Here is a 13,905-nt window from a genome sequence, read left to right on the forward strand (position 1 = left end):
AATACTGTTGCGTTTAATCTGAAACAAACTGGAGACTGTCATGGAAAACCTGAATCTCGATCTGCTGTACATGGCTGCCGCTGTGATGATGGGTCTGGCGGCAATCGGTGCTGCGATCGGTATCGGCATCCTGGGTGGTAAATTTTTGGAAGGTGCAGCGCGTCAGCCGGATCTGATCCCTCTGCTGCGTACTCAGTTCTTTATCGTTATGGGTCTGGTCGACGCCATCCCGATGATTGCCGTGGGTCTGGGACTGTACGTGATGTTTGCCGTAGCGTAGTGTGTAGCATTGCGTGAAATTAATACAACATCAAACCGTTAACTTTATAAGAGGCATTGTGCTGTGAATCTTAACGCAACAATCCTCGGCCAGGCCATCGCGTTCATCCTGTTTGTCCTGTTCTGCATGAAATACATATGGCCGCCGCTTATCGCAGCCATAGAGAAGCGTCAGAAAGAAATTGCTGATGGCCTCGCTTCTGCGGATCTGGCGAAAAAAGAGGTGGATATAGCGCAAGCCAATGCGACCGATCAACTGAAGAAGGCCAGAGCCGAAGCCCAGGCAATCATCGAGCAAGCCAACAAGCGCAAAGCTCAGATTATGGACGAAGCGAAAGCGGAAGCGGAAGACGAACGTAACAGAATCGTAGCGCAGGCTCAGGCAGAAATTCAGGCCGAAACCAAACGGGCTCGTGAAGAGCTGCGGAAACAGGTCGCGCTGCTGGCTTTAGCGGGTGCCGAGAAGATCATCGAACGTTCCGTGGATGAAGCTGCCAACAGCGACATCGTAGATAAACTGGTCGCTGAACTGTAGGGAGGGAGGGGCTGATGTCTGAATTAGTAACGGTAGCTCGCCCCTACGCCAAAGCAGCTTTTGACTTTGCCGTCGAGCATCAGAGCGTTGAACAGTGGCAGGCTATGCTGTCGTTTACCGCCGAGGTTAGCCGCAACGATCAGATGGCTGAACTGTTATCCGGTGCGGTTGCACCAGAAACACTGTCGGAAACGTTTATCGCGGTATGCGGCGATCAACTCGACCAGGCGGGCCAGAATCTTATCAAGGTCATGGCCGAAAACGGACGATTAGCAGTTTTGCCGGATGTGCTGGAACAGTTTATGGAGATGCGCGCCGCGCACGAATCGACTGTGGAAGTGGACGTCATTTCCGTAAGCCATCTAAAAGACGAGCAACTGGCGAAAATTACTGCCGCGATGGAACAACGTCTGTCACGCAAAGTTAAGCTGAATTGCAAAATTGATAAGTCTGTCATTGCCGGCGTGATTATTCGCGCGGGCGATATGGTGATAGACGGCAGCGTACGCGGTCGTCTCGAACGACTGGCAGACGTATTGCAGTCTTAAGGGGACTGGAGCATGCAACTGAATTCCACCGAAATCAGCGAACTGATCAAGCAGCGCATTGCTCAGTTCAATGTGGTGAGCGAAGCTCACAATGAAGGTACTATCGTTTCCGTGAGTGACGGGATTATCCGTATTCACGGCCTGGCCGAAGTCATGCAGGGTGAAATGATCGCCCTGCCGGGCAACCGCTTCGCTATCGCCCTGAACCTGGAACGCGACTCCGTCGGCGCCGTGGTGATGGGACCCTATGAAGATCTGGCCGAAGGCATGAAGGTCAAGTGCACCGGCCGCATTCTGGAAGTGCCGGTTGGCCGTGGCCTGCTGGGCCGCGTGGTCAACACGCTGGGCGCGCCCATCGATGGCAAGGGTCCGGTAGAGAACGACGGTTTTTCCGCCGTCGAGGCTATTGCGCCGGGCGTTATTGAACGCCAATCCGTGGATGAGCCGGTACAGACCGGTTATAAATCCGTGGATGCCATGATTCCCATCGGCCGCGGCCAGCGCGAGCTGATCATCGGCGACCGCCAGACCGGTAAATCGGCTCTGGCGATCGATGCGATTATCAATCAGCGCGAATCCGGCATCAAGTGCGTCTATGTCGCCATCGGCCAGAAAGCCTCCACCGTGGCGAACGTCGTGCGCAAGCTGGAAGAGCACGGCGCCCTGGCCAATACCATTGTCGTGGTTGCCACCGCGTCCGAATCCGCCGCCCTGCAATACCTGGCGCCGTATTCAGGCTGCGCCATGGGCGAGTATTTCCGCGATCGCGGCGAAGATGCGCTGATCATCTATGATGATTTGTCCAAACAAGCCGTGGCTTACCGTCAGATTTCCCTGTTGCTCCGTCGTCCGCCTGGACGTGAAGCCTATCCCGGGGACGTATTCTATCTTCACTCCCGTCTTCTGGAACGTGCGTCGCGTGTCAACGCCGAATACGTAGAAGCCTTTACCAAGGGTGAAGTGAAGGGCAAGACCGGCTCGCTGACCGCATTACCGATCATCGAAACCCAGGCGGGCGACGTTTCCGCGTTTGTTCCGACCAACGTGATTTCCATCACCGATGGCCAGATCTTCCTGGAATCAAGCCTGTTCAACGCCGGTATTCGTCCCGCCGTTAACCCCGGTATTTCCGTATCCCGTGTGGGCGGCGCAGCCCAGACGAAGATTATGAAAAAACTGTCGGGCGGTATTCGTACGGCTTTGGCTCAGTACCGTGAGCTGGCCGCGTTCTCCCAGTTTGCTTCCGATCTGGATGAAGCAACGCGTAAGCAGCTGAATCATGGACAAAAAGTGACCGAACTGTTGAAGCAGAAACAATATGCTCCCATGTCGGTATCGCAGCAGTCTCTGGTGTTGTTCGCCGCTGAACGTGGTTACCTGGAAGACATCGAACTGGCAAAGGTCGGCGACTTCGAGGCCGCGCTGCTGGCCTACGTAGACCGCGAGCAAGGCGATTTGATGCAACAAATCAACCAGACCGGCGCTTATAACGATGAAATCGAAGGCAAGCTGAAAGGCATCCTCGATAACTTCAAGGCAACCCAGTCCTGGTAACGCGCTATGGCCTGTTTCGGCAGGCCATGACGCCATGAGGAGAAGCAGAGATGGCCAGCGCCAAAGAAATACGTACTAAGATCGCCAGCGTGCAAAACACGCAGAAGATCACCAAAGCGATGGAGATGGTTGCCGCATCCAAAATGCGCAAATCGCAGGAGCGTATGGCGGCCAGCCGTCCTTATGCAGAAACTATGCGTAATGTGATTGGTCACCTTGCTTTGGGAAATCTGGAATATAAACATCCTTACCTGGAAGAGCGCGACGTCAAGCGCGTCGGGTATCTGGTGGTGGCCACCGACCGTGGTCTGGCCGGCGGCCTGAACATTAACCTGTTCAAAAAAGTGCTGACGGACATGAAAGCCTGGAGCGAAAAGGGCGTTGATGCGGAACTGGCGCTGATTGGCTCCAAGGCGGTGTCGTTCTTCAACGCCGTCGGCAGCAACGTGGTTGCCCAGGTCACCGGCATGGGGGATAACCCCACGCTGTCTGAACTGATTGGGCCGGTTAAAGTCATGCTGCAGGCGTATGACGAAGGCCGCCTGGATAAGCTCTATATTGTCAGCAACAAATTCGTTAATACCATGTCCCAGGTACCGCAACTGCTTCAGGTCCTGCCCTTGCCGCCCGCGGAAGATGGGGAAGAGCTGAAGAAGAAAACCTGGGATTACCTGTATGAACCCGATCCCAAGGCGCTGCTGGATACATTGTTGCGCCGTTATGTGGAATCGCAGGTTTATCAGGGCGTCGTTGAAAACCTGGCCAGCGAACAGGCCGCGCGAATGGTAGCGATGAAAGCCGCAACGGATAACGGTGGCAACCTGATCAAAGAGTTGCAACTTGTTTACAATAAGGCTCGTCAATTCAGCATCACTCAGGAACTCACCGAGATCGTTTCGGGAGCCGCCGCGGTTTAGGTTTAGGGTTACGAATTACGTAGAGGATTCAAGATGGCTACTGGAAATGTTATCCAGGTTATCGGCGCCGTGGTTGACGTCGAGTTCCCGCAGGATGCTGTACCTAAGGTGTACAACGCCCTTGAAGTGGAAAACGGCGCCGCCAAATTGGTGCTGGAAGTAGAACAGCAGTTAGGCGGCGGCGTTGTCCGTTGCATCGCCATGGGCTCGTCCGACGGTCTGCGTCGCGGCCTGAAAGTGACCAACCTGGAACGTTCGATCGAAGTGCCGGTGGGTAAAGCCACGCTGGGCCGCATCATGAACGTGCTGGGCGAACCGGTCGATATGAAAGGCGAGATCGGCGAGGAAGAACGTTGGTCCATCCATCGTCCGGCGCCGAGCTATGAAGATTTGTCCAGTTCGCAGGAACTGCTGGAAACCGGCATCAAGGTTATCGACCTGATGTGCCCGTTTGCCAAAGGCGGTAAAGTCGGCCTGTTCGGCGGCGCCGGCGTGGGTAAAACCGTCAACATGATGGAGCTTATCCGTAATATCGCCATCGAGCATTCCGGTTATTCGGTGTTTGCCGGCGTGGGCGAACGTACCCGCGAAGGGAACGACTTCTACCACGAAATGACCGATTCGAACGTTATCGACAAAGTATCCCTGGTGTACGGCCAGATGAACGAGCCGCCGGGAAACCGTCTGCGCGTGGCGCTGACCGGGCTGACCATGGCGGAAAAATTCCGTGATGAAGGCCGCGACGTCCTGCTGTTTATCGATAACATTTATCGTTATACCCTGGCCGGGACCGAAGTATCCGCGCTGCTGGGCCGTATGCCTTCAGCGGTAGGCTACCAGCCGACGCTGGCGGAAGAAATGGGCGTGCTGCAAGAACGCATCACCTCCACCAAAACCGGTTCCATCACCTCGGTACAGGCGGTATATGTGCCTGCGGATGACTTAACCGACCCGTCGCCGGCGACCACCTTCGCCCACCTTGACGCCACCGTGGTATTGAGCCGTCAAATCGCCTCACTGGGTATCTACCCGGCGGTTGACCCGCTCGACTCCACCAGCCGTCAGCTGGATCCGTTGGTTGTCGGCCAGGAACACTACGACGTGGCCCGTGGCGTGCAGTCCATCCTTCAGCGTTATCAGGAGCTGAAAGATATTATCGCCATCCTGGGTATGGACGAACTGTCAGAAGATGACAAACTGGTGGTGTCCCGCGCACGTAAGATCCAGCGTTTCTTGTCGCAACCGTTCTTCGTCGCCGAAGTGTTCACCGGTTCGCCGGGTAAATATGTTTCCCTGAAAGACACTATCCGCGGCTTTAAAGGCATCATGGACGGTGAATACGATCACCTGCCCGAGCAGGCGTTCTATATGGTCGGTTCCATTGATGAAGCAGTGGAAAAAGGCAAGAAACTGTAACGCTGTGATAGGAGGGTGATATGGCTGCAAATACTTACCATCTGGATGTCGTCAGCGCGGAACAGAAAATGTTTTCCGGGCTGGTGGAAAAAATCCAGGTGACGGGAAGCGAAGGCGAACTGGGGATTTTTCCCGGCCATGCCCCGCTGCTCACTGCCATTAAGCCCGGTATGGTGCGTATCGTCAAAGAACATAACGAAGAAGAGTATATCTACCTGTCGGGGGGCATCCTCGAGGTGCAACCGGACATCGTTACCGTTTTGGCCGATACCGCCATTCGTGGCAAAGATCTTGATGAAGCGCGCGCAATGGAATCCAAGCGCATGGCGGAAGAGCATATCAATAATTCACATGGTGACGTGGATTATGCTCAGGCCTCGGCCGAACTGTCCAGGGCCATCGCCAAGCTGCGGGTCATTGAATTGACCAGAAAAGCAATGTAATCAAGCTAGTGTGATTAAAAAGCCAGTCCTTTGTGACTGGCTTTTTTATTGGAATTCATTCTCTTCCAAGCATAGAGTGTCACAACTTGACGCTCTTATTTTTCGATCTGAAATAAGTTTCACCTTCTTCGCCTACTTAAACCACTAATTCCAGCCTGTACCTGCGGTAATTGGCCCCGAAACGCCCACTATTTCCGCATTGCGTCCTAAACCGGGTAAAATGATCCCGGCTTACGTCATTATGCGGCCATAATGTGTTTTTCGGCCCAAAATATGTGGTAATCCCTTCTCTGAACGGGTTTACTTTCGTCTATTGAATCAGGTTCATCAGGATGGTTATGTCGAATCGATTGATGAGCGTAGTGATCCTTGCCGCCGGCAAGGGCACCCGCATGTATTCCGATCTGCCCAAGGTCTTGCATCCGTTGGCTGGCAAACCGCTGGTCAGGCATGTTATTGACGCCGCCGCCGCCCTGGGCGCGGCGCGTATCCATTTGGTTTACGGCCACGGCGGCGAGCGACTGCGGCAGGCGTTGGCCGGCCCTGGTCCGGAACTGAGCTGGGTATTGCAGGCCGAACAGCGCGGCACCGGCCATGCCATGCAGCAGGCGGCGCCGTTTTTCCAGGATGATGAAGATATCCTGATGCTGTACGGCGATGTGCCGTTGATAGCGCCGTCAACCCTTGAGCGCCTGGTGGCCGCCAAGCCCGAGGGCGGTATCGGCCTGCTGACCGTTACCCTGGACGATCCTACCGGCTATGGCCGCATCGTGCGGGAAAACGGCAATGTATGCGGTATCGTCGAGCACAAAGACGCCGACGAGGCGCAGCGGGGCATCCGCGAAATCAATACCGGCATCCTGGTGGCCAACGGCGCCGACCTGAAGCGCTGGTTAAGCCGGCTGACCACCAATAACGCTCAGGGAGAGTATTACCTTACCGATATTATCGCCCTGGCCTGGGGCGAGGGCCGGCGTATCAATACCGTTAACCCCGATCGCCTAAGCGAAGTGGAGGGCGTGAATAATCGTTTGCAGCTGGCAACCCTTGAGCGGGTTTATCAGCGCCAGCAGGCCGAAAATCTGCTGTTGGCCGGGGTCATGCTGCTCGACCCGGCGCGTTTTGATTTGCGCGGCGAGCTGACGCACGGCCGTGATGTGACCATTGACACCAATGTCATTATTGAGGGCCGGGTATCCTTGGGCAACAATGTGGTTATCGGTACCGGCTGCGTATTAAAAGACTGCGACATTGGCGATAACGTGGTGGTCAGCCCCTACACGGTCATAGATCAAGCCCGGCTGCGTGCGGACTGTACCGTCGGGCCGTTCGCCCGCCTGCGGCCCGGGGCGGAGCTGGAAGAGGGCGCCCATGTCGGCAATTTTGTCGAGATGAAAAAAGCGCGCCTGGGGCGCGGATCCAAGGCCGGGCACCTGAGCTATCTGGGTGATGCGGAAATTGGCGCCGGTGTGAATATCGGCGCCGGCACCATTACCTGCAATTATGACGGCGCCAATAAACACCAGACCGTGATCGGCGATGATGTCTTTGTCGGCTCGGATACCCAACTGGTGGCGCCGGTTACCATAGGCAACGGCGCCACCATCGGCGCCGGCACCACAGTTACGCGCAGCGTGGCGGAAAACGAACTGGTGCTTAGCCGGGTGCGGCAGGTGCATATCACCGGCTGGCAACGGCCGGTAAAGAAGCATCGTTAATGGTATTACGCGCAGTTTGTCAAATCTGGGCATGAGCTTGCCGCGGGTATGATGCGCAATGAGAGTAAAGCCTGGCGCCGGGAAGAGAGATAGGGCGTCTTTACCATCTTGCCCATCATGCCCGTTATCATGGTTTTGTCAGCCATTTTCACGAGAGTGGCTGACAAAACATAATAATCCCCAGTTCTACAGGCTCGGGGAAACCGGAAAAACCGGTCTCTGTCAGGTCAAAGACATCGATACGGCGGAGCATGCCGTTCATTTAGGAATAACACTGATGTGTGGAATAGTAGGCGCGGTTGCGCAGCGTGATATTGCCGAAATCCTGTTAGAGGGATTACGCCGGCTAGAGTATCGTGGGTATGATTCCGCCGGCCTGGCGGTGGTGGATAACGAGGGGCATTTGCAACGGCTGCGCCGGGTCGGCAAGGTTGCCGCGTTGTCGCAGGCGGCGGCGGAGCATCCGCTGACCGGCGGCACGGGCATCGCCCATACCCGTTGGGCCACCCACGGGGAACCCTCGGAGAATAATGCCCATCCCCATGTCTCCGGGCATATCGTGGTGGTGCATAACGGTATCATCGAAAACCATGAACCGCTGCGTAAACTGCTGGTGGAGCGCGGCTATGTATTCGCGTCCGAAACCGATACCGAGGTTATCGCCCACCTGGTGCATTGGGAACAGCGCCAGGGCGGCGGCACGCTGGCTGAAGTGATCCTGCGCGTGATCCCGCACCTGCGCGGCGCCTATGGCACAGTTATCATGGATAGCAAGGACCCAAGCGTGCTGGTGGCGGCGCGATCCGGTAGTCCGCTGGTGATTGGCCTGGGCGTGGGCGAAAACTTCCTGGCGTCCGATCAGCTGGCGCTGCTGCCGGTCACCCGCCGGTTTATGTTCCTGGAAGAGGGCGATATCGCCGAAATTACCCGCCGCACGGTGCGCGTATGGGATACGCGCGGCAACCCGGTGCAACGGGCGGAGATTGAGTCCCAGGTAAAATACGACGCCGGCGATAAGGGCATCTATCGCCACTACATGCAAAAAGAGATTTTTGAACAGCCGCAGGCGATTAAAAACACCCTGGCGGGCCGTTTTTTACACGGCCAGATCACGTTATCCGAACTGGGCGAGGCCGGCGATCGTTTGCTGGAGCAGGTACAGCATGTGCAAATCATCGCCTGCGGCACCTCGTACCATTCGGCCATGGTATCGAAATACTGGTTCGAGGCGCTGGCCGGCGTGCCCTGCGATGTGGAAATCGCCTCCGAGTTCCGCTATCGCAAATCCGCCGTGCGGCCGGGCAGCCTGATCATTACCCTGTCGCAATCCGGCGAAACCGCCGATACCCTGGCGGCCCTGCGCCTGACCAAAACCCTGGGCTACCTCGGCTCGCTGGCGGTGTGTAACGTGGCCGGCTCCTCGCTGGTGCGCGAATCCGATCTGGCGCTGATGACCCGCGCCGGGACGGAAATCGGCGTGGCTTCCACCAAGGCCTTCACCACCCAGTTAACGGTATTGCTGATGCTGGTGGCGCGCCTGGGCCGCCTGAAGGGCATGGATAGCCAGGTCGAGCAGCAGATTGTGCATGCGCTGCAGGCCCTGCCGGCCCGTATCGAGCAAATGCTGGCGCTGGATAAGCCGATTGAACAGCTGGCGGAAGGGTTCTCTGATAAACATCACGCCCTGTTTCTCGGGCGCGGCGAGCTTTACCCCATCGCCATGGAAGGCGCGCTGAAGCTCAAGGAAATTTCGTATATCCACGCCGAAGCCTATGCGGCGGGCGAGCTGAAACACGGCCCGCTGGCGCTGATCGACGCCGATATGCCGGTAATCGTTATTGCCCCCAATAATGAATTGCTGGAAAAACTCAAGTCGAACATCGAGGAAGTGCGCGCCCGCGGCGGCCTGTTATATGTCTTTGCCGAAGAGAACGCCGGTTTTACCGACAGCGAAAATATGAAAATCATCCCGCTGCCGCACGTAGAAGAGATTGTGGCGCCGATATTCTACACGGTGCCGTTGCAGCTGCTGGCGTATCATATTGCGCTGATCAAAGGCACCGATGTCGACCAGCCGCGTAATCTGGCAAAATCGGTGACGGTGGAGTAACCCGCGTCTGCGGCGGCACCTAAGCCGCCGCTTGCAAAGTGATCGCAAAAACCGACACAGCGTTAATCGGATCCGGTGGGGATGGCAAAGCCCCAGCGGATTTTTTTTTTGCCCGATCACACCCCAATAAATCCTTTTCCTTATATTGATATTGCAAATGCGTAATTCAAATAAGCTTAATTAATTTACGCATGGTTATTTACGAGAAACTTCTTGTCCCCACCCGGAATATAACAATAATGATTATGTGAGCGGGGTCATGCCGGCTTATGACAACGGTCATAAAAATAGGGTGCTGAAAAGTGTAAAACATCTGTCATGTCAACAATACACTATTACCGGCTTGTCTGGCCTGCGACGACTTTCTCCTGGGTTTTTACCGCGGGAAATGCCGCCTGACGTGCGGCATGGCTCCGCTCGCCGCTTGCCTGTACCGAACGGAATAATCGTAACGGCTTAAGCTGCGCATTTCTCTCATTAATCGACCGCCCACTATTCTGATTTTATTGGAAGGGTCACATCTATGCTGATATTTTTATAACTAAAAGGTGCGATTTATGAATAGCCTACAGATATTTTCTTTTGTATTTTTTACGTGCCTTGTCGCTATTGTTACCTGGTGGAAAGTAAGGAAAAACGATACCCATACCCAGCAGGGCTATTTCCTGGCCGGTCGTTCCCTTAAAGCGCCAATAATTGCCGCATCGCTGATGCTGACCAATCTTTCAACGGAACAATTGGTCGGCCTGAGCGGACAGGCCTATAAATTCGGCATGTCGGTGATGGCATGGGAGGTGATTTCAGCTATTCCCCTGGTCCTGCTGGCGCTGGTGTTTTTACCGCGTTATTTGCAGAGGGGCATTATTACCATTCCGGATTTTATCGAAGAACGCTACGACAAAACCACGCGTATTATGGTGGACTGCTGTTTTTTAATCGCCACCGGCGTCTGTTTTCTGCCCATAGTACTCTATTCCGGCTCGCTGGCGCTGAACAGCCTGTTTCATTTCAGCGACCTTACCGGGCTGAGCCAGGGCAGCGCGACGATAGTCATGGTGATAGCCCTTGGCGTGATAGGCACCCTGTACGCGGTTATCGGCGGACTGCGCGCGATTGCCGTCGCCGATGTCGTCAATGGCATCGGCCTGGTGATTGGCGGGCTGATGGTGCCGTTTTTCGGGCTGATGGCGCTTGGCGGCGGCAGTGTTATCGCCGGCCTGAATACACTGACGGCGGATCATGCCGAGCGCCTCAACTCCATCGGTGGCGCCCATGACCCGGTGCCCATCGGCGCCGCCTTGACCGGCCTGGTGCTGGTGAATACCTTTTACTGGTGTACCAACCAGGGCATCGTCCAGCGTACCCTGGCCGCCAAGAACCTGGCCGAAGGGCAAAAAGGCGCGCTGCTGACGGCGCTGCTGAAAATGCTCGACCCGATAATCCTGGTCCTGCCCGGCGTTATCGCCTATCACCTGTATCAAGGGCTGCCCAAGGCGGATATGGCCTACCCGGTGCTGGTCAACCAGATCCTGCCCGCGCCCCTGGTCGGTTTTTTCGGCGCCGTGCTGTTCGGCGCCATTATCAGCGTGTTCAACGGGTTTTTAAACAGCGCCAGCACTTTATTCAGCATGGGTATCTACAGCCGTATTATCAATCCTGACGCCACGTCCAAAAAACAGGTGTTGGTGGGGCGTTATTTCGCCCTGATCCTGGCGCTGGTGTCGGTGGTGGTAGCCCCCGGCATTGCCAATGCCCCCGAAGGATTATACAGCTGGATGAAGCAGCTTAACGGGGTGTACAACGTTCCCCTGGTCACCATTATCATCATGGGGTTCTTTTTCCCGCGTATCCCGGCCATGGCGGCCAAGCTGGCGCTGCTGTTAGGTATCGTCAGCTATATCCTGATCAATTACGTTTTCCATTTCCCTATTCATTTCCTGTATGTGCTGGCGATAACGTTTTGCCTGAACGCGTTGGTGATGCTGGTTATCGGTAAACTTGCGCCGCGCGCCACCCCGTTTGTCTTCCATGATTCCCTGGCGGTGGATATGTCGCCGTGGCGGTCGGTAAAAATCGCCTCCGTCGGCGTTATTGCGGCGATGATATTTATTTATGCCTTTCTCGCCCGCTTCGGCGGCTGGCACAGCCTCTGGTTATGCTGGATCGCGGGCATAACCGTTGTCGCCATTTCCGGCTGGCTGATATTCGCCGGTTTGAGAAAAACCAAAACCAGGGAGGAAATCGCCTGATGCAACCTAATATAATTTTTATCATGACCGATACGCAGGCCACCAATATGGTCGGGTGCTATACCGGCCTTCCCCTGCATACCGAGCATATCGATGCGCTGGCCGGGCGCGGGGCCAAATTCAATTCGGCATTTACCACCGCGCCGCTGTGCACCCCGGCGCGCGCGGGACTGTTCACCGGCCTGTATTCCAACCAAAGCGGTCCCTGGACCAATAATCTGGCGCCGGGTAAGAATATGCGCACCCTGGGCAACTATTTTCAGGATGCCGGCTGGCAAACCGCCTATATCGGTAAATGGCATCTTGATGGCCACGACTATTTCGGCACCGGCATCTGTCCGCCGGAATGGGCGGCGGAATATTGGTACGATGGCGCTAATTACCTGCATGACCTGCCGGAAGAAAAAATCAGCTTATGGCGCAACGGGCTGAATTCAAAGGAAGAACTTGAACAACATCAGATTGATGATGAATTTACCTGGGGCTATCGCATCAGCCAGCGCGCGATACATTTTATCGATAAGCAGCGCCTGCGGCGCGAGAAACCGTTCCTGCTGGTGCTTTCTTACGATGAGCCGCATCATCCCTTTACCTGCCCGCCGCGTTATCTCGACCGTTTTGCCGATTTCCATTACCCGCTGGGCGCAAAAGGAACCGATGATCTCAGCGATAAACCGATGCACCAGCGTTTGTGGGCCAGGGCGATGCCGTCGCCGGTAACGGATGGCGCCACCTATCATCATCCGATTTATTTTGCCTGCAATGATTTTGTCGACGACCAGATAGGACGCGTGCTGAACCACCTTACCCCCGACGAATGGGAAAATACCTGGATAGTGTATACCTCCGATCACGGTGAAATGATGGGAGCGCATCAACTTATCAGCAAAGGCTCGGCAGGCTATGACGACATCTGCCGCATTCCCTTTATCATCCACGGGCCCGGCCTGCCGGCGCGGGAGATTGATACACCGGTGAGCCATATCGACCTGTTGCCGACGTTATTATCGATTGCCGGTATCCCGGTGCCGCCGTCGCTGCACGGCGAAAGCCTGCTGCCTATGCTGTCGTCGGCGGAGCGGGAACGGGAGCGGTCGGTCATGGTGGAATTTAACCGTTATGAAATAGAACATGACAGCTTCGGCGGTTTTATCCCGATGCGCGCCTGGGTCACCAATGATTTAAAACTGGTGATTAATCTGTTTGACGATGATGAACTCTATGACCGGCGCAACGATCCCGAGGAACTGATAAACCTGATTGGCCGGGACGACTATGCGGAACGGCGTAATGCATTGCATGATAGCTTATTAGACTTTATGGATCGTATTCGCGATCCGTTTCGCAGCTATCGCTGGGCCATGCGCCCGTGGCGGCCCGACAGGCATGAGCAATGGCTGGGCGCGTTTCGTCCTAAACCGGATGATTACGTCTCGCCGGTGGTCAGGGATTACGATACCGGCCTGCCGACCAAGGGAGTAAAAATTGAGGAAAAAAGACAAAAATTCTGAGGATGGGGACGAGGGCCGCGCCGTATTCGCAGAATTGTCCGGCAGCGAACACGCCATGTTTACCCGGCTGGATCAGTTGCCGAAGCAAACGCGCATTTATCCCCAGGAGGATGAGGCCCTCTCTTTTTATTACCTGCACAGTGGGTTGGTGGGGCTGTACCATATGCTGGAGAACGGTAAGGTGTGCCTGATCCGCCTGTTTGGCCCCGGTGATTTTTTCGGCTACCGCAGCCTGTTCGGTAATACGTTTTACCACTGTTCCTCGCGCGTGCAGCGCACCGCTACGGTAACGCGCATTACCCCCTATCAGCCGCAGCGGTTTTTATGCCGCTATCCGCGCCTGAATGTCTATTTGTTCATGCGGCTGGCGCGTGATCTGGGCGAGGCGGAAAAAAGGCTGGCCAGCATGGCCTACGATAAATCCCAGCAACGGGTATTACTGGGCATTCACTATTTATACCGGCAATGGCCGGGCTATGAATGGACCTGGCGTGAAATTGCCGAATACGCGGGTTGCGAAACGGAAACCGCTATCCGCCATGGCAGTGAGCTCAAGCTACAGGGACTGTTGCCGGATGAATTTACCGGTTAACTGCCGCCGCTGCCGGTGCGGCATGGTATTTGA

At 55.6% G+C, this 13,905-nt stretch carries 12 protein-coding genes; all 12 read left to right on the forward strand.

The window, feature by feature from the left end; all coding sequences use genetic code 11:
• Positions 1-40 precede the first annotated feature (40 nt).
• The 12 genes from atpE (at position 41) to ABUK12_RS16400 (ending at position 13,872) form a co-directional block, all read left to right on the forward strand.
• Entirely contained in the window at positions 41-280 is a 240-nt protein-coding gene (gene atpE, locus ABUK12_RS16345) for a F0F1 ATP synthase subunit C (RefSeq protein WP_132924133.1), read from the forward strand.
• A 63-nt stretch (positions 281-343) separates the two neighbouring features.
• Positions 344-814: a F0F1 ATP synthase subunit B gene (gene atpF, locus ABUK12_RS16350; RefSeq protein ID WP_410012839.1), complete on the forward strand. Its 471-nt coding sequence runs from the start codon at positions 344-346 to the stop codon at positions 812-814.
• Positions 815-828: 14 nt separating this feature from the next.
• Positions 829-1,362: a F0F1 ATP synthase subunit delta gene (atpH, locus tag ABUK12_RS16355; RefSeq protein ID WP_410012840.1), complete on the forward strand. Its 534-nt coding sequence runs from the start codon at positions 829-831 to the stop codon at positions 1,360-1,362.
• Positions 1,363-1,374: 12 nt separating this feature from the next.
• On the forward strand, positions 1,375-2,916 hold the full coding sequence (gene atpA, locus ABUK12_RS16360; protein ID WP_410012841.1) for a F0F1 ATP synthase subunit alpha: 1,542 nt from the start codon (positions 1,375-1,377) through the stop codon (positions 2,914-2,916).
• A 50-nt stretch (positions 2,917-2,966) separates the two neighbouring features.
• A complete protein-coding gene (atpG, locus tag ABUK12_RS16365) occupies positions 2,967-3,833 on the forward strand; it encodes a F0F1 ATP synthase subunit gamma (RefSeq protein WP_410012842.1) in 867 nt (288 codons plus the stop codon).
• A 33-nt stretch (positions 3,834-3,866) separates the two neighbouring features.
• A complete protein-coding gene (gene atpD / locus ABUK12_RS16370) occupies positions 3,867-5,249 on the forward strand; it encodes a F0F1 ATP synthase subunit beta (protein ID WP_410012843.1) in 1,383 nt (460 codons plus the stop codon).
• Between the two features lie 20 nt (positions 5,250-5,269).
• On the forward strand, positions 5,270-5,692 hold the full coding sequence (locus ABUK12_RS16375; protein ID WP_410012844.1) for a F0F1 ATP synthase subunit epsilon: 423 nt from the start codon (positions 5,270-5,272) through the stop codon (positions 5,690-5,692).
• A 338-nt stretch (positions 5,693-6,030) separates the two neighbouring features.
• Complete coding sequence (gene glmU, locus ABUK12_RS16380) at positions 6,031-7,410, forward strand: bifunctional UDP-N-acetylglucosamine diphosphorylase/glucosamine-1-phosphate N-acetyltransferase GlmU (RefSeq protein ID WP_410012845.1); 1,380 nt, start codon at positions 6,031-6,033, stop codon at positions 7,408-7,410.
• A gap of 277 nt (positions 7,411-7,687) precedes the next feature.
• Positions 7,688-9,520 (forward strand): glutamine--fructose-6-phosphate transaminase (isomerizing), encoded by a 1,833-nt coding sequence (gene glmS / locus ABUK12_RS16385; RefSeq protein WP_410012846.1) that lies wholly within the window; start codon positions 7,688-7,690, stop codon positions 9,518-9,520.
• 557 nt (positions 9,521-10,077) lie between these two features.
• Positions 10,078-11,769 (forward strand): solute:sodium symporter family transporter, encoded by a 1,692-nt coding sequence (locus ABUK12_RS16390; protein WP_410012847.1) that lies wholly within the window; start codon positions 10,078-10,080, stop codon positions 11,767-11,769.
• Entirely contained in the window at positions 11,766-13,280 is a 1,515-nt protein-coding gene (locus tag ABUK12_RS16395; protein WP_410016673.1) for a sulfatase-like hydrolase/transferase, read from the forward strand. Before ABUK12_RS16390 ends, ABUK12_RS16395 begins: the two co-directional genes overlap by 4 nt.
• Positions 13,255-13,872: a Crp/Fnr family transcriptional regulator gene (locus ABUK12_RS16400; RefSeq protein ID WP_410012848.1), complete on the forward strand. Its 618-nt coding sequence runs from the start codon at positions 13,255-13,257 to the stop codon at positions 13,870-13,872. The genes ABUK12_RS16395 and ABUK12_RS16400 overlap by 26 nt, the downstream gene beginning before the upstream one ends.
• The last annotated feature ends 33 nt before the right edge of the window (positions 13,873-13,905 follow it).

Source organism: Sodalis sp. C49 (genome assembly GCF_046352915.1).
Classification (GTDB): Bacteria; Pseudomonadota; Gammaproteobacteria; order Enterobacterales; family Enterobacteriaceae; genus Acerihabitans.

Bases quoted from the DNA above. Each gene is read 5' to 3' on its own strand.
- glmU (WP_410012845.1), top strand. From the start codon at position 6,031: ATGTCGAATCGATTGATGAGCGTAGTGATCCTTGCCGCCGGCAAGGGC.
- atpH (WP_410012840.1), top strand. From the start codon at position 829: ATGTCTGAATTAGTAACGGTAGCTCGCCCCTACGCCAAAGCAGCTTTT.
- glmS (WP_410012846.1), top strand. From the start codon at position 7,688: ATGTGTGGAATAGTAGGCGCGGTTGCGCAGCGTGATATTGCCGAAATC.
- ABUK12_RS16390 (WP_410012847.1), top strand. From the start codon at position 10,078: ATGAATAGCCTACAGATATTTTCTTTTGTATTTTTTACGTGCCTTGTC.
- atpD (WP_410012843.1), top strand. From the start codon at position 3,867: ATGGCTACTGGAAATGTTATCCAGGTTATCGGCGCCGTGGTTGACGTC.
- ABUK12_RS16375 (WP_410012844.1), top strand. From the start codon at position 5,270: ATGGCTGCAAATACTTACCATCTGGATGTCGTCAGCGCGGAACAGAAA.
- atpA (WP_410012841.1), top strand. From the start codon at position 1,375: ATGCAACTGAATTCCACCGAAATCAGCGAACTGATCAAGCAGCGCATT.
- atpE (WP_132924133.1), top strand. From the start codon at position 41: ATGGAAAACCTGAATCTCGATCTGCTGTACATGGCTGCCGCTGTGATG.
- atpG (WP_410012842.1), top strand. From the start codon at position 2,967: ATGGCCAGCGCCAAAGAAATACGTACTAAGATCGCCAGCGTGCAAAAC.